The organism is Pseudarthrobacter sp. W1I19 (assembly GCF_030817835.1).
Lineage (GTDB): Bacteria > Actinomycetota > Actinomycetes > Actinomycetales > Micrococcaceae > Arthrobacter.
This window is the reverse complement of sequence record NZ_JAUSZR010000001.1, coordinates 2,612,104-2,635,737: the sequence shown is the minus strand read 5'-3', so window position 1 is coordinate 2,635,737 and position 23,634 is coordinate 2,612,104. Positions and strand designations below refer to the sequence as shown.

At 66.5% G+C, this 23,634-nt stretch carries 16 protein-coding genes; 11 read left to right on the top strand and 5 right to left on the bottom strand.

Annotated features, from left to right (window positions below):
• Positions 1-66: 66 nt before the first annotated feature.
• The 3 genes from QF038_RS12405 to QF038_RS12395 all read left to right on the top strand — a co-directional run bounded on the left by QF038_RS12405 (position 67) and on the right by QF038_RS12395 (position 4,377).
• Complete coding sequence (locus QF038_RS12405; protein WP_307610422.1) at positions 67-1,413, top strand: nitrate/nitrite transporter; 1,347 nt, start codon at positions 67-69, stop codon at positions 1,411-1,413.
• 108 nt (positions 1,414-1,521) lie between these two features.
• Positions 1,522-2,958: a DUF4192 domain-containing protein gene (locus tag QF038_RS12400; RefSeq protein WP_307610421.1), complete on the top strand. Its 1,437-nt coding sequence runs from the start codon at positions 1,522-1,524 to the stop codon at positions 2,956-2,958.
• A 105-nt stretch (positions 2,959-3,063) separates the two neighbouring features.
• Positions 3,064-4,377 carry an RNA polymerase sigma factor gene (locus QF038_RS12395; RefSeq protein WP_142058091.1) on the top strand — a complete coding sequence of 438 codons (1,314 nt, stop codon included), beginning with the start codon at positions 3,064-3,066 and terminating at the stop codon, positions 4,375-4,377.
• A 171-nt stretch (positions 4,378-4,548) separates the two neighbouring features.
• Here QF038_RS12395 and QF038_RS12390 read toward each other — a convergent pair whose 3' ends face one another.
• A complete protein-coding gene (locus QF038_RS12390) occupies positions 4,549-4,770 on the bottom strand; it encodes a hypothetical protein (protein ID WP_013600696.1) in 222 nt (73 codons plus the stop codon).
• A gap of 255 nt (positions 4,771-5,025) precedes the next feature.
• Between QF038_RS12390 and QF038_RS12385 the strand changes: the two genes are divergently transcribed.
• Positions 5,026-7,134: a type IIA DNA topoisomerase subunit B gene (locus QF038_RS12385; RefSeq protein WP_307610420.1), complete on the top strand. Its 2,109-nt coding sequence runs from the start codon at positions 5,026-5,028 to the stop codon at positions 7,132-7,134.
• A 112-nt stretch (positions 7,135-7,246) separates the two neighbouring features.
• Here the strand turns inward: QF038_RS12385 and QF038_RS12380 are convergent, their stop codons facing one another.
• Both QF038_RS12380 and QF038_RS12375 read right to left on the bottom strand, forming a co-directional pair.
• Positions 7,247-8,251 (bottom strand): M56 family metallopeptidase, encoded by a 1,005-nt coding sequence (locus QF038_RS12380; RefSeq protein ID WP_307610419.1) that lies wholly within the window; start codon positions 8,249-8,251, stop codon positions 7,247-7,249.
• A 6-nt stretch (positions 8,252-8,257) separates the two neighbouring features.
• Positions 8,258-8,644, bottom strand: a complete 387-nt coding sequence (locus QF038_RS12375) for a BlaI/MecI/CopY family transcriptional regulator (RefSeq protein ID WP_050055484.1) — start codon at positions 8,642-8,644, stop codon at positions 8,258-8,260.
• Between the two features lie 270 nt (positions 8,645-8,914).
• Between QF038_RS12375 and QF038_RS12370 the strand changes: the two genes are divergently transcribed.
• Genes QF038_RS12370 through cydD form a run of 3 tightly spaced genes read left to right on the top strand, consistent with a single transcriptional unit; the run spans position 8,915 to position 15,098 of the window.
• Positions 8,915-10,516, top strand: a complete 1,602-nt coding sequence (locus tag QF038_RS12370) for a cytochrome ubiquinol oxidase subunit I (RefSeq protein ID WP_307613464.1) — start codon at positions 8,915-8,917, stop codon at positions 10,514-10,516.
• 27 nt (positions 10,517-10,543) lie between these two features.
• Positions 10,544-11,593 (top strand): cytochrome d ubiquinol oxidase subunit II, encoded by a 1,050-nt coding sequence (cydB, locus tag QF038_RS12365; protein WP_307610417.1) that lies wholly within the window; start codon positions 10,544-10,546, stop codon positions 11,591-11,593.
• Position 11,594: 1 nt separating this feature from the next.
• Complete coding sequence (gene cydD, locus QF038_RS12360; protein WP_307610416.1) at positions 11,595-15,098, top strand: thiol reductant ABC exporter subunit CydD; 3,504 nt, start codon at positions 11,595-11,597, stop codon at positions 15,096-15,098.
• Here the strand turns inward: cydD and QF038_RS12355 are convergent.
• Complete coding sequence (locus tag QF038_RS12355; protein WP_307610415.1) at positions 15,080-15,598, bottom strand: DinB family protein; 519 nt, start codon at positions 15,596-15,598, stop codon at positions 15,080-15,082. The genes cydD and QF038_RS12355 overlap by 19 nt on opposite strands.
• A 9-nt stretch (positions 15,599-15,607) precedes the next feature.
• Entirely contained in the window at positions 15,608-18,112 is a 2,505-nt protein-coding gene (locus QF038_RS12350; RefSeq protein WP_307613463.1) for a DNA topoisomerase (ATP-hydrolyzing) subunit A, read from the bottom strand.
• A gap of 76 nt (positions 18,113-18,188) precedes the next feature.
• Here QF038_RS12350 and QF038_RS12345 point away from each other — a divergent pair, with 76 nt between their 5' ends.
• Genes QF038_RS12345 through QF038_RS12330 form a run of 4 tightly spaced genes read left to right on the top strand, consistent with a single transcriptional unit; the run spans position 18,189 to position 23,614 of the window.
• Positions 18,189-20,873 (top strand): bifunctional GNAT family N-acetyltransferase/acetate--CoA ligase family protein, encoded by a 2,685-nt coding sequence (locus QF038_RS12345; protein ID WP_307610414.1) that lies wholly within the window; start codon positions 18,189-18,191, stop codon positions 20,871-20,873.
• Between the two features lie 41 nt (positions 20,874-20,914).
• Positions 20,915-21,658, top strand: coding sequence for a DUF5998 family protein (locus QF038_RS12340; protein ID WP_050055478.1), 744 nt, complete (start codon positions 20,915-20,917; stop codon positions 21,656-21,658).
• On the top strand, positions 21,658-22,890 hold the full coding sequence (locus QF038_RS12335; RefSeq protein WP_373461562.1) for an alkaline phosphatase family protein: 1,233 nt from the start codon (positions 21,658-21,660) through the stop codon (positions 22,888-22,890). The genes QF038_RS12340 and QF038_RS12335 overlap by 1 nt, the downstream gene beginning before the upstream one ends.
• Positions 22,883-23,614, top strand: a complete 732-nt coding sequence (locus QF038_RS12330) for a thymidine kinase (RefSeq protein WP_307610413.1) — start codon at positions 22,883-22,885, stop codon at positions 23,612-23,614. Before QF038_RS12335 ends, QF038_RS12330 begins: the two co-directional genes overlap by 8 nt.
• The last annotated feature ends 20 nt before the right edge of the window (positions 23,615-23,634 follow it).

Sequence of the window (23,634 nt, the reverse complement as noted above, 5' to 3'; positions counted from 1 at the left end):
GGCCCGGGCCGGCACCGGAACGCGCTGCGCTCCGGGCCTGCCGGGCTGTCCGGGCATAATGAAGACGTGACTGCACCCCGAGCCTGGCTGATCTGGACCATTGGAATCTTCGGGTACCTCGTGGCCGTTTGCCAGCGCACCTCCTTCGGGGTAGTGGGTTTGGAAGCTACGGAACGCTTCCATGCCAGTGCCGCCGCGATCTCGTTCTTCACCGTCCTCCAGCTCCTTGTCTACGCCGGACTCCAGATACCGGTGGGGCTGCTGGTGGACCGCTTCGGGTCCCGCGCCATGATCGCCGGTGGTGCCGTGCTGATGGGCCTCGGCCAGCTTCAGCTGGCCTTCGCCGACAGCATCCCCGGCGGCGTGGCAGGCCGCGTCCTGGTGGGTGCCGGGGACGCCATGACCTTCATTTCGGTGATCCGGCTGATTCCGCTCTGGTTCGCTCCCGCCCGGGTCCCGCTGGTCACGCAGCTGACCGGGATGTCCGGGCAGTTGGGACAGCTGTTCAGTGTCCTCCCGTTCGCGTTCGTCCTACACTGTGCCGGCTGGAGCCCGGCGTTCCTGATGCTGGCCGGGATGTCCGGACTCGCCGTCGTCCTGGTGGTTCTGCTCCTGCAGGATGTGCCGCCCGGCACCGCCCGGCCGGAGGCGCAGCAGGGCCTGAAAGCCACCGGCGCCTCGCTGGCCCGCGCGTGGCGCCAGCCTGGGACGCGGCTGGGTCTGTGGAGCCACTTCACCATCCAGTTCAGCGGCACCGTTTTTGCGATGACATGGGGCTACCCTTTCCTGATATCCGGACAAGGCCTGGACGCCGGAACGGTTGCCGCCCTGATGGCACTGTACGTGGCGGCCGCCATGGCGGTAGGCCCCTTTATCGGACGCTTTGTCTCCCGCCACCCGCTGCGGCGTTCCACCATGGTCCTCCTGATAGCCGCCGCTACTGCCGGGGCCTGGGCCGCTGTCCTGCTGACGCCGGGGCGTTCGCCGCTGTGGCTTCTGGCCGGCCTGGTCATGGTGCTTGCTATCGGCGGCCCGGGCTCGATGATCGGCTTCGACTTTGCGCGGACCTTCAACCCGGCCCACCGGATCGGGACGGCCACCGGCATTGTCAACGTGGGGGGCTTCATCGCCGCGCTCGTTGCCATCTTCCTCATCGGCCTGGTGCTGGACGTGCTGTACGCCAGCGGGTTCTCCAATGGAGAGCTGTACGGGCTGGCTCCGTTCCGGATTGCCCTCAGTGTCCAGTTCGTGCTGCTTGGTTTCGGCGTTGTGGCCATGCTGGTATGCCGGCGCAAGGTCCGGCGGCAGATGGCGGCGCAGGGCGTTGTGGTACCGCCCCTCCGCAGTGCCCTGGCCCGCCAGCGCCGGGAAAACCTGGCCCGGCGCAGCAAGGCGGCAGCGGCGGACGACTAGTCCCGCACAGGCCGGGTTTTCGGCTCATCGGCCGGGGTGGTGGGCCGTTATCCACATAGCCGCGCCTGGTCCTTCTGAGGTTTCCGCCGCAGGGCGAAAGCTGGAACCATGACATATCCAGAGCGCCTTACAGTCCGCGGCCCGGAAGACATCCTGGGCTTCATTCCGCACTCGTTGGGTTACTGGCCGGCCAACAGCCTGGTGGCCATGACGCTGCAGGGCAAGAGGCTGGGTGCAACCCTCCGGCTGGATCTTCCGGGGCCGGCGGTGCTGGCTGACCCGGCTGCATTCGCCAACACGGTGGCCGGGTACCTGGCGGCAGACGAGCACGCCGACGGCACCCTGCTGGCTCTTTTTACCAACAACGGCTGGCTGTCCGGGCCGGGATGCTATGACGGGCTGCTGTTCAGCCTTGAAGCGGCGCTGTCAGGAGCCCGAATGCCCGTGAAGGAGGCCTGGTACGTGGGGGACCGCTACTGGCGGGACGCCTGGTGCACGGATCCCGCGTGCTGCCCGCTGCCGGGGCGGCCCCTGGAACAGATCCGGGACAGCCTGCTCAACACGGAAATGGTGTTCCGTGGAAGCAGCGTGGGGCCGCCACCGGAGGAACGGCAACCACGAACTGTCCCCAGCCTGTACCGTGCAGCTGTTCTGGAGGCCGAGGCTGCCTGGGCAGCCCGGCTCGACTGCCGGCGGCGGAGCCGGGCGCAGTTTGACGCGGTGCTGGCCGTCTGGACCGGCTTGCTCGCGGGCGTGCCGGAGGAGTTGGGCCAGCCGCTGGTGGAGCGGGACGCCTTCCTGCGGGCCTCGCTGCTGGTGCCTGCCTGGCGCGACGCTGTCCTGGTGATGGCGGCGGCCGGACAAGCAGCTGCCGCAGCCGGAGCTGAAGAGTTCGGAAACTTTGATGAGCAGCCGGGACCTGAACCCGTGGTTTTTACGGACGTTGTTTCATCCGGGACCGAGCCGGCGGAGACCGATCCAGCCGGGGCTCCATCATCAACCGGGGGACTCCCGGCCCCTGACACCCCGCTAAGAACGGGACAACAACTGGGGACTCCCGGTTACGGTGATGTCCTCATGGGGCATGAGCCGCCAGTCCCGCAGTGGCTGAGCATGGACGCGCTCGATTTGGTCCTGGGGCAGCTGGCCCTCCCGGGCGGGGCGCCGGCTGCGGCCGCACTAACGGGAAGAGGCTGGATTGCCTGGTGCCGCGGGCGCGGCTCGTACGCCGCTGCGTATTTCGAGGAAGCGCTGGAGATCGACTCCGGCTACCGGCTGGCCGAACTGCTGCTGGAGCTGGTGCGCCGCGGTACTTTGTGCGGGTTGGGCGGCCCGGAAGGAGGCAGCCTGGCAGAAATTCGGCCCGGATGCCGCCTGAAGCCCATTGTTCCCTGGCCTGTTGGCCAGGCAGACGGACCATGGGGAGGTCCTATTCGGGGAAACGTGAGACAATGGTTGCCGAGACCCGGTTGGGTCCGTGTATCAAGTGCCTGTAAATGGTCCTTTCGGGGAACATTACAGCCGCTCCGGCAGTTCTATTTATAGACTCTGCCGGCCGTGGTGGCGCTTGGTTTCCACCACGGACTTGACAGGGTCATAGTGGTGTTGCCCGTATGGTGATTCCACAGACCACCGCTAGAAAGGTTTTCTGTGACCCCGTCTTCCACGAAGAAGGACCCCGCCGCCCAGGACGAACTGTCCGCTGAGCAGAAGCAGGCTGCGACAAACGCCAAGCGGGCCGCCACTCGGGCAGCCAACAAGGCTTCTGCCGGTGAAGCTGGTGCGGACGGCAAGCGTGAGCCCAAAAAGCGCGGCCCCAAGCCCGGCGCGAAGGCCGCCGCTGAGGCAGCCGGCAAATCGGCGTCTGACGCCGACGATGACGTAGAAGAAGTTGAGGAAGACCTCGACGACATCATCCTCGAAGGCCCCGACGTTGTTGAAGAGGACGCCGAAGCCGACCCCGTGAAGGGTGCTGCCGGATCGGGCAAGGGCTTCGTCTACTCTGACGCCGACGACGACGACGCACCTGTCCAGCAGGTCATGTCGGCCGGTGCCACCGCCGACCCCGTCAAGGACTACCTGAAGCAGATCGGTAAGGTCGCACTGCTCAACGCCGAGCAGGAAGTAGACCTTGCGCTCCGGATCGAAGCCGGCCTGTTTGCCGAAGAGAAGATCAACGCGGACGACGGGTCCATGGACCCCAAGTACAAGCGCGAGCTTGAATTCATCATCCACGACGGCAAGCGGGCCAAGAACCACCTGCTTGAGGCCAACCTGCGCCTGGTGGTGTCACTGGCCAAGCGGTACACCGGACGCGGCATGCTGTTCCTGGACCTGATCCAGGAAGGCAACCTGGGCCTCATCCGCGCCGTGGAGAAGTTCGATTACACCAAGGGCTTCAAGTTCTCCACGTACGCCACCTGGTGGATCCGCCAGGCGATCACCCGCGCCATGGCGGACCAGGCGCGCACCATCCGCATCCCCGTGCACATGGTGGAAGTCATCAACAAGCTGGCCCGTGTCCAGCGCCAGATGCTGCAGGACCTCGGCCGCGAACCGACGCCTGAAGAGCTGGCCCTCGAACTGGACATGACGCCCGAAAAGGTGGTCGAAGTCCAGAAGTACGGCCGCGAGCCCATCTCACTGCACACGCCCCTGGGCGAGGACGGCGATTCCGAGTTCGGCGACCTTATCGAGGACTCCGAGGCCGTGGTCCCGGCCGATGCCGTGAGCTTCACCCTCCTTCAGGAACAGCTCCACTCCGTCCTGGACACCCTGTCCGAGCGCGAGGCCGGCGTTGTTGCGATGCGGTTCGGCCTGACCGACGGACAGCCGAAGACTTTAGACGAAATCGGCAAGGTCTACGGCGTCACGCGTGAGCGGATCCGCCAGATCGAATCCAAGACCATGTCCAAACTGCGCCACCCCTCGCGGTCGCAGGTCCTGCGGGACTACCTGGACTAGGACCAGCAAGTCAGTAACAGCAGCCCGCCGGCTGCCGTGCCCCTCCTGGGGTGCCGCAGCAGGCGGGCCGTTTTGTTTAGTAAGCAGGCGCCGCGGATGTTCCGCACCGGGCGGCCGCTTAAACGAAGAGGGACCCCACCTTCCGGCGGGGTCCCAACTGCTTCGGGTGGGCTAGTCGATTTCTACGGCAGCCTTCTCGTGCAGCTTGCCCGTCTCATCGTGCCAGTCGGAGCTCAACGGCTTGAGCGTCGCCTCGACTGCACGGGCGTGGTGGCCGCAGAACAGCAGCTCACCGCCGGAGGACTCGAGTACAACCCGCACATATGCCTGGGCTCCGCAACGGTCGCACCGGTCGAGTGCGTTGAGTGTGCGGTCTGCCACTGCTGTTGTCATGTCGGCCTCCTTAGTAGATCTGTACGTCTATATAACCAGTATTCGTAACAAAACCATCGCAAGGATGGGGCAAGTTCGCTGTCCGCGTATCCGCAAGAGTTGGTCAAGATCTGCACAGTCCCCTTCAAAAAGCGCCAAGTGGCGCGGGGCACAGGCCCCGCCAAGTGTGGCAGTCGGCGGTCCAAGGTCCGGCCGACTACCCTAGAGAGAGCGATCCCCAGCCCGCTGTTCCATCCCTTAAGGAGTTCACCACCGGTGGCACCAAGTTCTGATTACACCGCCCGGCACCTGTCTGTCCTGGAGGGCCTCGAAGCCGTCCGCAAGCGCCCCGGCATGTACATCGGTTCCACCGACTCCCGCGGGTTGATGCACTGCCTCTGGGAAATCATCGACAACTCCGTTGACGAGGCACTGGCTGGGTTCGGCCACGACATCAAGATCATCCTGCATGCCGACAACTCCGTGGAGATTCACGACGACGGCCGCGGCATCCCCATCGACAAGGAACCAAAAACCGGGCTGACCGGCGTCGAAGTGGTCTTCACCAAGCTCCACGCCGGCGGAAAGTTCGGCGGCGGCTCCTACACCGCCTCAGGCGGCCTGCACGGCGTGGGCGCGTCCGTGGTCAACGCCTTATCCTCACGCCTCGACGTCGAGGTGGACCGCGGCGGCAAAACTTACAAGATGTCCTTCCGCCGGGGCGAACCCGGCCGCTTCAAGGACGTGGGATCCAAGATCGACCCGGCCGCGCCCTTCACCCCGTTTGTGGACGATTCGGTCCTGGACGTTGTGGGCAAGGCCAAGCGCGGTGTCACCGGCACAAGGATCCGCTACTGGGCAGACCGGCAGATCTTCACCCCGGACGCAAAGTTCTCCTACGACGAACTCGCCGCCCGGGCCCGGCAGACGTCCTTCCTGGTGCCCGGCCTCAAGCTCACCGTGCGTGATGAGCGGAAGGTCCCGGGAACGCCCGGCGAAGCCGGCCCGCACGAGGAGGTCTTCCATCACGACGGCGGCATCTCCGAATTTGTTGAGTTCCTTGCAGCTGATCCTGCGGTCACCGACGTCTGGCGGCTGCACGGCTCGGGCAAGTTCAAAGAGACCGTTCCAGTGCTGGATGAACGCGGGCACAGCCAGCTGGCCGAGGTGGAACGCGACTGTGAAGTCGATGTGGCGCTCCGCTGGGGAATCGGCTACGACAGCACGGTCCGAAGCTTCGTCAACATCATTTCCACTCCCAAGGGAGGAACCCACCAGTCCGGCTTTGAGCAGGCACTGGTTAAGACCTTCCGCAAAGCCGTGGAAACCAACGCCCGCAAGCTCAAGGCCGGCAACGACAAAATCGAAAAGGACGACATCTTCGCCGGCCTCACCGCCGTCCTGACGGTGCGCCTGGCCGAACCCCAGTTCGAAGGCCAGACCAAGGAAATCCTGGGCACCTCAGCCGTGCGCGCCATCGTGTCCAAGGTGGTGGAGCGTGAAATCACCGCGAAGATCAACTCCGCCAACAAAAATGACAAGTCCCAGTCGGCCCTGCTCCTGGAAAAAATCGTCAGCGAGATGAAGTCCCGCATCTCGGCCCGGGTGCACAAGGAAACCCAACGGCGCAAGAACGCGCTGGAAACTTCCTCGATGCCCACCAAGCTTGCTGACTGCCGCACGGACGACGTCGAACGTTCCGAACTGTTCATCGTGGAAGGCGACTCGGCGCTGGGAACCGCCAAGCTGGCCCGGTCCTCGGACTTCCAGGCTCTGCTGCCCATCCGCGGCAAGATCCTCAACGTCCAGAAGGCATCGGTGGGCGACATGCTCTCCAACGCCGAGTGCGCCGCCCTCATCCAGGTAGTGGGTGCAGGCTCCGGCCGCAGCTTCGACATCAGTGCCGCCCGCTACGGCAAGGTCATCCTGATGACGGACGCGGACGTGGACGGCGCGCACATCCGCACGCTGCTCCTGACGCTTTTCTTCCGCTACATGCGACCCATGATCGAAGAGGGCCGTGTTTTCGCCGCCGTCCCCCCGCTGCACCGTGTGGAAGTCATCAACGCCGGCCAGAAGGCCAACGAAATGATCTACACCTACTCGGAGGCGGAACTGCACGTGCTGCTGGCCCGGCTGGCCAAAGAGGGCAAGCGCTACAAGGAGCCCATCCAGCGCTACAAGGGCCTGGGCGAGATGGACGCCGAGCAGCTGGCCGAGACCACCATGGACCCGCGCCACCGCACGCTGCGGAAGGTGGGTATCGAGAACGCGAAGCAGGCGGAGGAAATCTTTGACCTGCTGATGGGCTCGGACGTCTCGCCGCGCAAGGACTTTATTATCGCCGGCGCCTCCAGCCTGGACCGGGAGCGCATCGATGCCTGACCTTTTTCACCGATGGTTGAACTTGTCGAAACCCGGGTTTCGACAAGCTCAACCACCGGCAGGTGACAAGCTCAACCACCGGTAAGTGCGGCAGGGCGTACGACGACGGGACTCAGCCGAACAGGCCCGGCACCACCAGCAGGGCTGTAGGCAGCGCCAGCAGGAGTACGCAGCCGGCCAGGACCAGGCTGCGGACCGGGGCCGGCAGTTGCGGCTGGGGGGAGAGCAGCCGGCTGACCCGGGAGGCCGTTGTGCGGGCCGAGTCCGCGCCGGCGGCTGCCGCCGGGTCGAGCCCTGCCAAGGACAACCCCGACGAGGACAGTCCGGCCGGACCGGACTCAAGTTCTGCTTCGCCCGGCGTCCTGGCGGATCCGCTGGCAACGATGGCAATGGCCTTGATGAGCGTGGCTTTGCTTTCGGTTTTGAGCGCGACGTCGTCGGCCAGCATTTCGATCAGGGAGTTGACAGACTCCTGCGCAAGACGGGTGGTGGGAAGCCAGGGGAGCGCCTGCCGCCAGGCGGCGAACGCCCACAGGAGCAGATGGTGCCGCTGGCTCAGGTGCGCATTTTCGTGGATCAGCACGGCGCGGAGTTCGGCCGGCTCAAGGGCCGCCATCAGGCCGTCGGACAACACCGTCACGGAGCGCGCCCCGCCGGGAAGGCAATAAGCCACCGGCGAATCATGGCTGATGACCAGCGTCCCGGCTCCTTCGGCGGACGGGGAGGCCAGGAGCGCGAGAAGTTCGCGGTGCCGCCGCCGCTGCCGCTCGATCTTGTAGTACGTCAGCAGCAGGGTAAACACCAGATGCGCCGTCAGCAGCGCGGCGGCGGAGAGCGCGAAGATATGCCAAAAGCCCAGGTCCGTAGTGGGCGCGTTGAAGAGAACCATGCCTGCAAGGGCCCGAAGGCCTGCGATCAGGTTGTCGCCGATAGGCTCCAGGCCATACACCAGCATGGCGCCGATCATGGACAGGCCACCGGCAAGGGCGATGGCCTGCCAGAGCACCATGGCCGTGAAAGGGGACCGCGCGGGCCACTGCGCACGCGAAAGGAGGATAGGCACCGGCCACGCCAGGACTATCGCAAGGACCGCCAGCAGGTATGAGGCCCAGAACATGGTCCGCTAGATGTGGCCAAGCAGTTTGCGCAGAGTCTCGGCTTCACCTTCGGAAACGGAACCAATGAAGCGTGCCAGCACGGCCTCACGGTCCGGGGCTGACCCCAGTACTTCGTGCATCAGCTCAGCCGTATGGTCCTCACGGCTGGATACTGCCTGGTAGCGGTGCGGGCGGGTTCCGCGTTCGCGTTCCACCAGGCCCTTCTTCTCGAGCCGGGACAAAACGGTGAGCACGGTGGTAACGGCCAGTTCCTTGCCTTCATGGCCGGCACTGCCGTCCTGCCCCGCTGACGTCTGTGCCAGCCGATCCCGCAACGTGTTGGCGGTGGCTGCTTCATGGCCCGCCCAGAGCAGGTCCATCACTGCCCGTTCCAGTTCACCAAGACTAGCCATTTGCACTTTTCCTTTGTTTCCCCGCACCGCTGCCATGGACAGCGGTGACATCATGCGTTTTGCTACTACTACAGAATCCAATTTACCCCGATTCCGTTTCACTTTCTACATTGAGTAGAACACAACCCGGTCACGGCCACACTGCAGGCGCGAGCGAGCCGCAGCCCGTTTTTACAGTGCCGCCGGCCATGTTCTACACTTTGTAGAAGTTAGAGTTTCTACAGAACGTAGAAAACTTTCGCCCGGACAGTAGGGACCGCCATGGACGCTTTGGACGCTCTGGAAATCGCACGCTGGCAATTCGGCATCACCACCGTCTATCACTTCATGATGGTTCCGCTCACCATCGGTCTGGGCCTGGTGGTGGCCGTTATCCAGACCATCTGGCACCGCACCGGAAAGCCCGAATACCTCCGGATGACCAAATTCTGGGGAAAGCTCTTCCTGATCAACTTCATCATGGGCGTGGCCACCGGCATCGTCCAGGAGTTCCAGTTCGGCATGGCCTGGAGCGAGTACAGCCGGTTTGTGGGGGATGTCTTCGGGGCGCCGCTGGCACTGGAGGCGCTGCTGGCCTTCTTTGTGGAGTCCACCTTCCTGGGCCTGTGGATCTTCGGCTGGAAGCAGCTCAAACCGGTCATCCACCTGGCCTGCCTCTGGATCGCCGTCGTAGGCTCCGTGTTCTCGGCGTACTTCATCATCGTGGCCAACAGCTGGATGCAGCACCCCGTCGGCGTCGAGATGATCGATGGCCGGCCGGTCATGACCGACGCCTGGGCAGTCTTCACCAACAACACCGCCCTCGTTGCGGTACCGCACACGCTCTTCGGCGCACTCGCCGTGGCCGGCGGCTTCCTGCTCGGCATCGCCTGGTACCACCTCTGGCGGAGGCGGCGCGACGGCGTGGACACCGTGGGTGCCGACGGCAAGGTCATTGCAGGCGAAGCAGAAGATATTCCCGGCCGAGACCGGAACGACCACAAGGTCTGGCTCCGGTCCCTGCGGATCGGTGCCGTGGTGGCCATGATCTCCTTTGCCGGAACGGCCCTCACCGGGGACCTCCAGGGCAAGCTCATGTTCGAACAGCAGCCCATGAAAATGGCCGCCGCCGAAGCAGCATGCCATGACGGCACCGGCTTCTCGGTCCTGAGCATCGGCAACATTGGCTCCCAGAACTGCGACGACATCGTGGCCCTGATCGAGGTTCCCGGCATCCTCTCCTACCTGGCCAAGGGCGATTTCACCACCGAAATCCAGGGCGTCAACAGCCTGCTGCCCGAATACAAGGAAAAGTACGGTACGCACCTTCCGGACAACCCGATCTATGGCGAGCGGGCCGGCCAGGAAATCGACTACCTTCCCGTCATGGAGGTCACCTACTGGGGCTTCCGCATGATGATCGGCTTCGGCGGCCTTGCGGCCCTGGCAGCCCTGGTGGCCCTCTGGCTGACCCGGAAGGGCACCGTCCCGGAGTCCCGGTGGCTGATGCGGCTTGCCGTCTTCGGGATCCTCGCCCCCTTCGGCGCCAACGCCGCCGGCTGGATCTTCACCGAGATGGGCCGCCAGCCGTTCGTGGTGGCACCCAATCCGGACCCCAGCGGCATTGACCAGGTGTTTATGTTCACCGCCGCCGCGGTGTCGCCCGGTGTCTCCGCCGGTGAACTCATGGCGTCGCTGGTCACCCTGACCGCCATCTACGCCGTCCTGCTGGTGGTGGAGGTCAAGCTGCTGGTCAAGTACATCCGGGGCGGCGTGGTGTCCGCGATGCCGGAGCTCGTCCATGCCCCGGTGGACGAAAACGAAGACGCCACCCCCGGCCCTGGTGGCCCGGGCGGCAAACCGGCCGACGACGTCCTGGCCTTCGCCTACTAGTCCCCGCCACGAGCAGAGGAAACAAGAATGGAACTGCTGCCAACCATCTGGTTCATCGCCATCGCAGTGCTGTGGACCGGATATCTCTTCCTGGAAGGCTTTGACCTGGGCGTGGGCATGCTGATGAAGCTGTTTGCCCGGAACAACACCGAACGCCGCGTCCTGCTCAATACTGTGGGCCCGGTGTGGGACGGCAACGAGGTGTGGCTCCTGACCGCGGGCGGTGCCACCTTCGCAGCCTTCCCGCTCTGGTACGCCTCGCTGTTCTCCGCCCTGTACCTGCCGCTGCTGGTGGTCCTGGTGGCACTGATCTTCCGTGCCGTGGCCTTCGAGTACCGCGGCAAGGTGGACACCGAGCAGTGGCGGGCCCGGTGGGACTGGGCCATTGCCCTGGGCTCCTTCTTCGCGGCCTTCGGCGTGGGCGCAGCGCTTGCCCTGACCACCACCGGCCTTCCCCTGAATGCCAACGGCGACCGCGAGGGCGGCCCGTTCGCCTGGTTCAACGGCTACGCGGTCCTCGGCGGACTCGCCGTCGTCGGCTTCGCACTGGTTCACGCCCTGGCCTTCCTTGCCCTCAAGACCGACGGCGAAGTGCGCCACCGTGCCCGCACATGGTTTGTCCGGCTGCTCCCCGTCCTGCTCCTGCCCATCGCGGCGTGGGCGGTGACGGTGCAGGTCCTCGAAGGAAAGCCCTGGACCTGGGCGCTGGTCCTGCTGGCGGTAGCCGCTGCAGCCGCGGCCTGGTCAACGGCCCGGAAAGGTGCGGAGGGAAAGGCATTCGTGGCACTGGGGGCGTTCCTGGCCCTGGGCTCGGCGTCAATCTTCGGGGCGGCGTTCCCGGTGGTGCTGCCCTCCACCCTCAATGAGGCCTTTGACCTCACCATTTCCAACGCTTCATCCTCGGACTACACCCTGGGCCTTATGAGTGTTGTGGCAGCCTTCGGACTCCCTCTGGTCATCGCCTACCAGGCTTGGACCTACTGGGTCTTCCGGAAGCGTGTCAGCGCCGCGCACATCCCGGAAGCCCACAGCTTCCTGCCGGCAATCGCCTCCAAGGCATTCACCAACAAAGGCTGACATGCGACCCACCTTCCCGGCCGGCCCCGCCACCCGTTCCGCCATCTACTGGCTGGGACTCCTCGCCGCCCTCAAGGCGCTGTCCCTGGTGCTGATCGGCCAGGCGGTGGCGTCGGTGCTCGCCGGCCTGGTGGCGGGGAACCCGGCGTGGGCGGAGCAGATCGCCGTCGGCATGGCCGGCGTGGTTCTCCGGTCGGTGACCGTATGGGGTCAGGCAGTTGCTGCGCGCCGGGCAGCACTGGGCATCAAGGAGGAACTCCGCGCCGGGCTGCTGGACCGGGCGCTGCGCAACGGCGTCCGGGGCACGGGACCGGCCGACGGCGGACTGGCCGTGCTGGCCACCCGCGGACTGGACGCGCTGGACAGCTACTACACGCAGTTCCTGCCTGCATTGGTGAACTGCGCGGCCGTCCCGCTGCTGGTGGGTGCCCGGATCCTGTTTGCGGACTGGGTCAGCGCGGTAGTGGTAGTCCTGACCGTTCCGCTTGTCCCGCTGTTTATGGTGCTGATAGGCCGCTACACGGAGGACAACGTCCGCGAGGCCCAGGCCGCCCTTGCCCGGCTCTCCACCCACATGCTGGAGCTCGCCAAGGGGCTTCCCGTGCTGGTGGGCCTGGGACGTGCCTCCGCCCAGCGCAAAGCGCTGGAGGAGATTTCGGAGGAATACCGGTCCCGCACCATGGGAACTTTGCGGACCGCGTTCCTCTCGGCCCTGGCGCTGGAACTGATCGCCACCATCTCTGTTGCCGTCGTGGCCGTGTTCATCGGCGTGCGGCTGGTGCACGGCGACATGCCGCTGGAAGCCGGACTGCTGGCCCTGATCCTGGCACCCGACTGTTACCTGCCGCTGCGCGAGCTTGGCACCGCCCACCATGCCAGCGACGACGGCAGGGTGGCGCTCGCCGAAACCACCGCCGTCACAGAAGCGCCCGAGCCGCAGCCGCTTCCCGCCGCCCGCGCCGGCAGGCCTGGTGCTCCCATCACCGTCACGGCACTCACGGTGAGTTATGACGGAAGGCCGCAGCCCGCCGTCGGCCCGCTCACCTTCACAGCCCCGCAAAGCCGGATCACCGCCGTGGACGGCCCCAGCGGAGCCGGCAAGAGCACGGTCCTGGGTGTCCTGGCGGGGACCATCGGGCATGGAGCAGGTACCACTGTCAGCGGCACCATCTCCGGCCTGGACCGGCACGATATCGCGTGGGTGCCGCAGCACCCGGTGATGGTGGCGGAAACGGTCCTCGACGAGGTTGTACTGTACCTGTCCGGTAAAACGGGCACAGAGGCCAACCGTCCCCGCCGCCACGCCGCCGAGGCAGCAGCCCGAGTCTGCCTGGCGCGGGCGGCGGCCGCCCACCTTGCCGGCAAGCACCCGGCGGAGCTCAGCCCCGGCGAACTGCGCCGCGTGGCGCTGGCCCGCGGTCTGGCCCGGATCGAGGCCGGCGCCACGGTGCTCCTGCTGGATGAACCCACTGCGCATCTGGACGGCGAGTCGGCGATGCTGGTGGAAGACACCATCAGGAACCTCCGCGGGCAGGTGACGGTCATCCTGGTAGCCCACGAGGAACGTACGCGGGCGCTCGCCGAACACCTCGTGCCCGTGGCCGGAAGCGGCCTCACATCCCCGGCTCCTGCGGCAGCCGCGCAGACCGGCCCCGCGGCGGCTTCGAGCAGCAGCATGGCGGCCTCCATGGAAGCCCGGCCGGATGCAGCGGAACCCCTGGCGCACAACGAGGGCAACGCCCGGCCCGGCGCCACCCAAACCAAACCCAGCCGACCCGGCGCCGTGCGCCTGCTGTCCGCACTCCTGGCGCCCGTGCGGGGCAAGGCCGCGGGTGCGGCCGTCGTGGGCACCCTGGCGGCAATCTTCGCCGTCGCCCTGTCCGGCCTGTCCGGCTGGCTTATTATCCGTGCCGCCGGGCAGCCGCCCATCCTGTACCTGCTGACCGCGATTGTTGGCGTGCGGTTCTTCGGGATCGGCCGGGCGGTGCTGCGGTACTGCGAACGGCTTCTCCTGCACGACGCCGTGTTCTCGGCGCTGACCCGGCTCCGGGGCCGGCTCTGGGAGTCGCTGAGCCGGCGCGCGCTGCCGCTGCGGCGCCTGCTTCAGGGCGGCAACGTCCTGGGAACGGTGATTGACGACGTCGACACCGTCCGCGATCTCCTGCCGCGGGTGGTCCTGCCGCCGGTCACGGCGCTGTCGGTTTCTGTGCTGGCCCTGGCCACCACGTCGCTGCTGGTGCCCGCCGCGCTTCCGGCCGTGCTCGGTGCCTGCGTGGTGAGCCTCCTGCTCGCCCCCGCAGCAGCACTCTGGGGCGACCGCAAATCCGCCACCAGCGAGCAGCTCCTCCGCGCCGGTGTCCTGCGGCGTGTGGCGGCAGCCCTTGACGCCCGTGCTGACCTGCACGCTAACGGCGCAGCTCCAAGCGTCCTGGATGGCCTCCGCGCCCAGGACCGCACCGCCACTAAGGCTTCCCAGCGGTCAGCCTGGGCGGATGGCCTGGGCCAGGCCCTCACGACTGCCGCCTGCGCAGCCGCAGCGCTGGGCGCCGCGTGGCTCTCGGGCCCGGCCGTGCTCGCGGGCCAGCTTGCCCCGGAAACTGCAGCGGTGGTGGTCCTGCTGCTCCTCGCGCTGGTGGAACCATTCGCGGCGATGACGACGGCGGTACGCCAGTTCCCGGCGCTGCGGACAGTGATGGAGCGGGTCGCGGAGTCGGGTGCCCTGGACGATGCGCCCGGCAGGAGCGAGGGTGATGGACTTCAGACTGTTCCTGCCCGCCCGGGCGGCCGTCCCGGCGTCGAACTGGCCAGCCTGTCAGCGGCCTGGCCAGGCGGTGCACCAGTGTTTTTCGGCCTGGATGCCGTGGCTGAACCGGGGCGGTGGTTGGCCGTGACCGGCCCGTCGGGATCGGGAAAGTCCACCCTGCTGTCAGTCCTGCTGGGATTCCTTCCCGTGGCCGCAGGGCGGATCGGTGTGACCGGCCGGCCCGCGTGGTGCCCGCAGGAAGCGCACCTGTTTGATTCGACGATCCGCGGAAACCTCCTGCTGGGCAAGCCCGGCAACGAAGCAACGGACGACAAACAGCCGGCGGATGCTCAACTGCTGGAGGTGCTCGCCTCGGTAGGCCTCACGGGCCTCCTGGAGCGGTTGCCGGCAGGCCTGGATACCAGGATCGGGCCGGGCGGGGCATTCCTCAGCGGCGGCGAGCGCCAGCGCCTGGCGGTGGCCCGCACCCTGATGACCGGGGCCGAGGTGATCCTGTTGGATGAGCCCACCGCTCACCTGGATGCGGAGTCGGCCCGGGCCATGCTGGCGGACCTGCGGCAGGGGCTGCGCCACCGCACCGTGGTGCTGGTGACACACAACCCGGCAGATATCCGGCCCGAGGATGCCCGCCTGGTGCTGGCGGCCGTTTCAGAGGGCCAGCGTTCAGAGAACCCGGGTTCAGGAACCGCCGGCGGAAACCTGGTGCCGTCCTATGCGGGGGATCAGCCGTCCACGTCGTGAAGGTGGTGGACAACGTCGTGCAGGAAGTACTGGGACAGCGTCAAGACCGTGAATTGGGCGCCGTTGCTGCGCAGCCCTTTGCGGCCCCATTCCGACTCCCGGACGGCGGCAAAGGACTCGGCGGCCTGCTTGCCTTCAGCCGTCAGTTCGGCGCTGACAACGGCCGGATCGGCGTTGGGGTAGTCCTTGTCGATGGCCGTCTGGTCCTGGTCCCAGTTCTCGAACCGGGCGTCGTCTGAATCCAGCATGAGGTTCAGCCGCTGGTCAAACAGGCTGAACACGTCCCGGACGTGGCAGGCGTACTCCAGCGCTGACCACGTCTGGTCATCCGGACGCTCGGCCACGTTCGGCCGGCGAAGAACTGCGCGCCAGCGCGGCAGCATGCTTTCGATTGTCCCGGGCACCGTGGAAGGCGTGGTGGTGGAGGCGTCGAACGAGCATTCCGGGCAGGGACGGGTCAGGACCCAGGTCCAGTCCTTTTCATCAGGAACGATAGGCATGGAAGCAGTCTAAGCGGGATCGGCCCAGGCCATGGCAGGCCCCACCACATCCACCGGCTGCGATAGTGGGACACCCGAACCGTCGCGCCGGCCGTGCTCCTGGGGAAGGGACCGCGCCACCCCGGCAGCGGACGACGCCTTGGCCGGGCCATGGCCGGCCCAGGCCAGCAGGAGGGTGTCCTCGCCCTTCAGGAAACGGTGCGCCCGGACGCCCGCCGTGGCGCGTCCCTTGGCCGGGTATTCGGAGAACGCCGTCACCTTGGCGGTGCCCGGAGCCGTTCCGGGGAGCGCGCCGGTGGTGCCTGCGATGGTCACCACCACGGCCGCTTCATCCTTGGGGTGGATGGCGCCAAAGAACAAGACCTTGTCACCCGGGGCGAGTTTTATGCCGGCCATTCCACCGGCCGTCCGGCCCTGTGACCGTACTGCAGCAGCCCCGAACTTGAGCAGCTGGGCCTGGCTGGTCAGGAACACCAGTTCGGCGTCGTCCTCGCCGGCAGGCGCCACGCCCACCACGAAGTCCTTGTCCTTGAGCGAAATGATTTCCCAGTCCTCGCGGTTCAGGGGGTAGTCCGGCTGGACCCGCTTCACTACGCCCTGCGCGGTGCCGATGGCCAGGACTTCATCCAGCCGGGCGAAGGCCACCAGGGATTCACCCTTCTGCAGGGTGATGAAGTCCTTCGCCGGGACACCGCCGGCAAGGTTGGGCAGGCCCGAAACAGGGGGCAGAACCGGCATGTCCATCACCTGCAGGCGGAGCATGCGCCCGGATGAGGTAACAGCGGCGATCTCGCCGCGTGCCGACGACTTTACTACGGAGGTAAACACATCGTGCTTGCTCCGGGGCCCGGCTTCTACGAGGGGCTCCTGGTTGCTGGTGCGGGCGATCTGTCCGGAGGCGGTGAGGATGGCCCAGCAGGGATCGTCGGCAATCTCCAGTGCCAGCGGTACGGCCTTGCCCTTCTTGCCCGGGGCCGCGAGTTCGGCGGCCACGGTAGGCGAGACGGCTTCGGACTCGAGCAGGAGGGTGCGGCGCGGGGTCCCGTGCTCTTCGGCGATGGCGCCGAGTTCGTCCGAGACCAGGGTGCGCAGCCGCTCGTCCGAGGCGAGGATGGCTTCCAGTTCGGCGATTTCGCGGCGCAGCTCGTCCTGTTCCTTCTCCAGCTCGATCCGGGAGTACTTGGTCAGCTGGCGGAGGCGCAGTTCCAGGATGTAGTTCGCCTGGATTTCGGTGAGGTCGTAAATGGACATCAGGCGGGCGCGGGCGGCTGCGGCCTCGTCCGAGGACCGGATGATCTGGATGACCTCGTCGATGTCCACGATGGCGATGAGCAGGCCCTCCACCAGGTGGAGGCGGTCCTTCTTCTTGCCCAGCCGGTACACGGTGCGGCGGCGCACCACGTCGATCCGGTGGTTCACGTAGACAGTCAGCAGCTGCACCAGGCCCAGGGTCTGCGGCTGGCCATCTACCAGGGTCACGTTGTTGATGCCGAAGGAATCCTCCATCGGCGAGTAGCGGTAGAGCTGCTGGAGCACGGCGTTGGGGTTGAAGCCGTTCTTGAGTTCGATGACCAGCCGCAGCCCGTGCTTGCGGTCCGTCAGGTCAACGATGTCGCTGATGCCGGTCAGCTTCTTGGCGTTGACGGCGTCCTTGATCTTTTCAATGACCTTTTCGGGGCCCACCATGTAGGGGAGTTCAGTGACCACCAGTCCGGTCCGGCGTGCCGACAGCTGTTCGACCTCCACCTTGGCGCGGGTCTTGAAGGATCCGCGTCCGGTGGCGTAGGCATCGCGGATGCCGTCCAGCCCCACGATCCGGCCGCCGCTGGGCAGGTCCGGGCCGGGGACGAACCGCATGAGGTCATCCAGGGTGGCGTCCGGGTTGGCGATCAGGTGCCGGGCGGCGGAGATGACTTCCACCAGGTTGTGCGGGGCCATGTTGGTGGCCATGCCGACGGCGATGCCCGTGGCGCCGTTGACCAGCAGGTTGGGGAACGCGGCGGGCAGGACTTCCGGCTGGGTCAGCTGGTTGTCGTAGTTGGGGACAAAGTCCACCACGTCCTCATCGAGGTGATCGGTGAGGGTAAGGGCGGCGGCAGCCATCCGGGCCTCGGTGTAGCGCGGGGCCGCCGGGCCGTCGTCGAGCGATCCGAAGTTGCCGTGCCCGTCGATCAGCGGCAGCCGCAGGGAGAAGTCCTGGGCCATGCGCACCATGGCGTCGTAGATGGCGGTGTCGCCGTGCGGGTGCAGCTTGCCCATGACCTCGCCCACCACGCGCGCGCTCTTGACGTGGCCCCGGTCGGGGCGCAGCCCCATGTCACTCATCATGTAGAGGATGCGCCGCTGCACGGGTTTCAGGCCGTCCCGGGCGTCCGGAAGCGCCCGCGAGTAGATCACCGAATACGCGTACTCGAGGAAGGAGCCCTCCATCTCGGAGGTGACATCGATATCAACGATGTTCTCCGTGTAGGGGGTGTTGTCCACGGGAGGGGCTGAACTTTGGCGGCGGGCCATGGGGGTTGGTAAATCCTTCTGGGTACTGAGCAGCGAACGGGGGTGTGCTGCCATAGTTTTTGGCTAGGCTAAGCCTATGGTGGATCAGCCCGGGGACGGCGAATATCCGGAACATTGGGAAGCCGATGTCGTACTGCGGGACGGCGGAACGGCCCACCTGAGGCCAATCCACCCGTCCGACGCCGATGCCGTCCAGGCCTTCCATATCGGGCAGTCGCAGGACTCAATCTACATGCGCTTCTTCGCGTTCAAAGCCAGGTTGTCCAGTAAAGAGCTTAAGCGCTTCACGGAGGTTGACTACAAAGACCGGGTGGCTTTTGTGATCACCATCCGCGGCGAAATTGTTGGCATCGGCCGGTATGACCGGCTCGATGACCCCACCGAGGCGGAGGTGGCATTCAACATTTCCGACGCCCACCAGGGGCGGGGGATCGGCTCCATCCTGCTGGAACACCTTGCCGCCGCGGCCCACGAAAACGGGATCCGGCGGTTCAGCGCCGAGGTGCTACCGGAGAACCGGAAAATGCTGATGGTGTTCTCCGACGCCGGGTACGACGTCCGGCGGCATTTTGACGACGGTGTCGTGAGCCTCGAGTTCAACATCGATCCCACTGAGAAGTCGCGGGCAGTGATGGAATCCCGCGAGCACCGTGCTGAGGCGAGGAGCGTGCGGGACCTGCTGACGCCGTCGTCCATTGCCGTCATCGGTGCCAGCCGCAAATGGGGCACAGTGGGATACCAGCTGCTGGAGCACATCATCGAAGGCGGGTTCCGCGGCCCGGTCTACGCGATCAACCCCGAAGCGCTGGAACTTGCCGGCATGCTGTCCTTCGGCAAGCTGTCCGAGGTTCCGGAGCCCGTCCAGCTCGCCGTGGTGGCCGTGCCCTATGAGGAAGTGCCCGCCGTGGTGTCGGACTGCGCAGCCGCGGGCGTCAGGGGGCTAGTGGTCGCGTCCGCAGGCTTCGCGGACGACGGCGAACGCGGCCTTCTGCGCCAGCGTGACCTCGTGCGTCAGGCCAGGGCCAGCGGCATGCGCGTGATTGGCCCGGCCTCCCTGGGCATCGTGAACACCAACCCGGACGTGTCCTTGAACGCATCCATGGCGCCTACGCTCCCGCTGCGCGGGGGACTGGGCCTGTTCAGCCAATCAGCGGCGATTGGTGTCTCGCTCTACGCCGCCTCAAGCCGGCGCCGGCTGGGATTGTCGACGTTCCTGTCCGCAGGGAACCGGGCCGATGTTTCGGGCAACGACATGATGCAGTACTGGGAAGACGATCCCGACACGGCCGCCGTCGGCCTTTACCTTGAATCGATTGGCAACCCGCGCAAGTTTTCCCGGCTCGCACGGCGGCTGGCCCGGACCCGCCCGGTGATTGTGGCGAAGTCCGATGCCATGGGGCTGCGGCTGCCGCCGGGGCATGCCGTCCGGACCACGCAGGCGCCTTCCGGGGCACTGGACGCCATGCTGCGCCAGTCCGGTGTGATCCGGGTGGAAACCATCGAGCAGCTGATGGACGTGGCGCAGGTGGTGTCCGGCCAGCCCCTTCCCCTGGGGCCGGGGCTGGCAATCTTCAGCAACTCGCACGCGTTGGGCAATGTGGTGGCGGACAGCGCCTCCTCCCAGGGGCTCACCGTCGAAGAACTGGTGACGGGCGTGGATCTCGACGCAGGGCAGTCAGTTGCCCTTCCCGCGCTCAGGGCCAGCCTGCTCAAGGTGCTGGAGCAGGACAATGTCCACTCCGCGGTGGCCGCGCTCCTGCCCGCGCGCGGACTGACCGTGGACAGCATCGCCGAAGTACTGGCCGAGTGCTCGGCCATAGCCGGCAAGCCCGTGGTGGCGGCGTTCACCGGGATACTGGACGCGTCGATTTACGTGGAGGGAATGGTGGGTGCCCCGGAACGCGCCGTGCCTTGCTTCTCCAATCCCGGTGCTGCAGTGGCCGCGCTCGCGGCTGTGGCCAGGTACTCGGAATGGGTGTCCCGGGACCAGGGCCATTTTGTGGAGCCGGACGGCTGCAGTCCGGAGCTCGCGCGGTCTGAACTCGAAGCCCTGCTGGGGGACGTCAAGGGCGAGCAGCTCAAACGCCTGGATCCTGCTGCGGCCGCGTCCCTGCTGGGCCACTACGGCATCACGGTGCTGCCTTCCGTGGGCTTTGATACTCCCGACGAGGCGGTTGAGGCGGCCGAAGCGCTGGGCTGGCCGGTGGTGTTGAAGACCACCGATCCTGCCCTGCGGCACCGGCTTGACCTCGGCGGAGTGCGTTTGGACATTCAGGATGCGGAGTCGCTGCGCCAGAACGTGCTGCAGATGCGGCGGGTACTCTCCAACTACGGCGACCCCGCACTGGAAGTGCAGAGCATGGCCCCTGTTGGCCAGGCGTGCACGTTCCGGGCCATCGAGGATCCGCTGCTGGGGCCGGTCATCTCGTTCGGGCTCGCCGGGGACGCCGTGAACCTGCTGGACGACTGGTCGCACCGGGTGCCGCCATTGTCCGCGGCCGACGTGGACGACTTCATCCGCGGCCCGCGTGCTTCGCGGAAGCTGTTCGGTTACCAGGGCCTGCCGGCGGTGGATGTGGCTGCGCTCGAGGACCTGGCCGGCCGGCTCGCCTGGTTGAAGGACAACCACCCCGAAATCGCCCTGGTGGAATTCAACCCCGTTCTGTGCGGGACCGGGGGTTTGACAATACTTGCCGCAGACATTCGGATCGGCAACCCCGCCCAGCGCACGGACAGCGCGCGCCGGGCCATGCTGGGCTGACGCGGTTAGCAAGAGTCCGGCCGATCTGTGAAAATGGGGTAATGAGCTCACAGCCTCCCGCTTCGGCGCCCGAAACGCCCGGCAACGAAACCCAGGCAGTCCGCCACCACAGCTCACACAGCCACACCGCACAAGGCCAGAGCCTCGAAGGCGCCCTGCAGAAGGCCGGCTTCTACCCCCGCCTCGTGGCAGATGTTGTGGACGACGCCCTGGACGGCCGCGACTGCGTGGCGCACCTGGTGCACCTGGAGACCCACTTTGACCGCGCCGAAGTCCGCCGCCACATTACGGTTCTGGTGTTGACCGCGGACATGCTGGTCATCACGCATGTGGATGACCAGCAGCTTGATGATGCCGGCGAACAGATCGTGGCCCAGATTTCCACCGAGTCCGTCCCCGTGGCCCAGATCCGGTCCGTGGTGCTTAGCTACATGTACTCGCAGCCGCAGAACTACAAGCCCTCGGACCCCGTCCGTGAAGTCACGCTGTCCATCGCGTGGTCCGGCGGCCAGCGGCTGGACATGGGGCCGGCCAGCTGCGGCGACCCCCAGTGCGAAGCGGACCATGGCTACAGCGGCACCATTGCGCAGGAAGACATTGTGCTGCGCATCAGTGCCGAGGCCGACGGGCTGCAGGCCGTCCAGGACGCCAAGCTGTTTGCCCGGGCGCTCCGTGCCGTGAACACCGGTTCGCCTGCCCCGCAGCCGCACGTCCAGTCCATGCCGCCGCGGCCGCGTGCGGGCGTGTTCGGCAACCGCCTCAGCCGCGGGCACCAGCAGCGCTGATGCCCGAAGACCGCCAGCCGACTGACATCGTTCCTCCCGCCGGGCCAGGCCTTGAGTTCCTGATGCCGCCGGCTCCTGCCTACGGGCAGCGCTCCATTGCCGAGGTGCTGACCAGCTCCGCGGCAAGCCTGGGCCTGGACGGGTTCGCCAACACGCTCGGCCTTCCGGCTGCCTCACGGGTGTGCGTGGTCCTCGCGGACGGGCTGGGCCGGAACCTGATGAAGCAGAAATCGGCCCACACTCCGTTCCTGCGTTCCGTGATGCAGGCCGGGCAAGGTGAAGTTCCCGTCTGGCTTGATTCCGCCTTCCCGTCCACCACCGCAGCTGCCCTGTCAAGCTTCGGCACCGGCCAGGCTCCGGGCCAGCACGGCATGGTGGGCTATGACGTCCTCGATCCGCGCCAGGACAAGGTGGTCAACCTTCTGGGGAACTGGGATCCCGGCGTCGACCCGGCCGCCTGGCAGCCCTTTCCCACGGTGCTGGAGCGGGCTGCGGAGCATGTGGATGTCACCACTGTCAGCCTGCCCCAGTTCGCGGATTCGCCCATGACCCGCGCCGCCCTGCGGGGCGGCCGGCATATTTCCGGAGTCACTTCGCATGCCCGCACGGCCTCCGCAGCCGAAGCCATGGCCTCCGCGGGCCCGTCGCTGATGTACTTCTACGTGAACGAGCTGGACAAGGCCGGGCACCGCTACGGCTGCCAGTCCGAGCAATGGGAACATCAGCTCGAAGAGCTCGACGCTACCGTCAAGCGCCTGAGCAATACCCTGCCCGCGGGCACCACTATCCTGCTCACGGCGGACCACGGCATGCTGGATGTCCCCGAGCAGCAACGGATTGACTACTCGGCCGAACCTGCGCTGCTGGAAGGGGTCCGGCACACGGCCGGTGAACCGAGGATGGTCCACCTTTACCTGGAAAACGGAACCGGCCCGGACGTCCGGGACCGCCTGCTCGCCGCGTGGCGGGCACGTTTCGGTGACCGGATCTGGGCCTTCACCAGGGCGGACGCAATTGCTGCGGGCCTCTTCGGTACGGTTCGTCCCGCCGTCGAAGGCAGGATCGGTGACGTGATGATCGCTGCACGGGATCCCCTGGCACTGTACGACACCCGCCGTGTCCGTCCTGCCGCCATGGAAGTGGTGGGCCAGCACGGTTCTTTGACCAGGGCCGAGCGGGAGGTCCCGCTGCTCTGCTTCACAGCCGGCGGCAGGAGCTCCAGGCGTGGCTGAACTCGTCTTTTTCTCCGGCACCATGGACTGTGGAAAATCCACCCTGGCCCTGCAGATGGACCACAACCACCGGGCCCGGGGACGCGGCGGCGTACGGTTCAGCCGTAACGACCGCGCCGGAGAATCACGGATCTCCAGCCGCCTGGGCCTGCAGACAGATGCCGTGGAGGTGCTGGACAGTACGGACTTCTGGGAGGAAGTCATGCTGCGCCGCACCCAGGGGCAGCGAATCGACTACCTGATTTGTGACGAGGCCCAGTTCTACACGCCGGAGCAGGTGGAACAGCTGGCGAAGGTGGTGGACGAGATCGATGTGGATGTTTTCGCGTTCGGCATCACCGCAGACTTCCGCACCAGACTGTTTCCCGGCTCCCAGCGGCTCGTGGAACTGGCGGACCGGGTGCAGGTCTTGCAGGTGGAGGCGCTGTGCTGGTGCGGCCGCCGTGCCACGCACAATGCCAGGACGGTCGACGGCGTGATGGTCACCGAGGGTGCCCAGGTGGTGGTGGGCGATGTGGACATGGCCATGGACTCCGGCGCTGGAACGCCCGCCGTGGACCATGTTCCCGTTGTGGGGTACGAGACGCTCTGCCGCCGGCACTACATGCGGCGCGTCACAGCCCATGGGGCCAGTTTGATGGGCCAGCAGGACCCGCTGCTGCCCTTCGAAGTTGATGCCTGCTTGTGGCGGGGGTCAGGCGGAACCGGGGTATCAGGGGCTTAGTCCCGGCCTGAGTCTCCGCG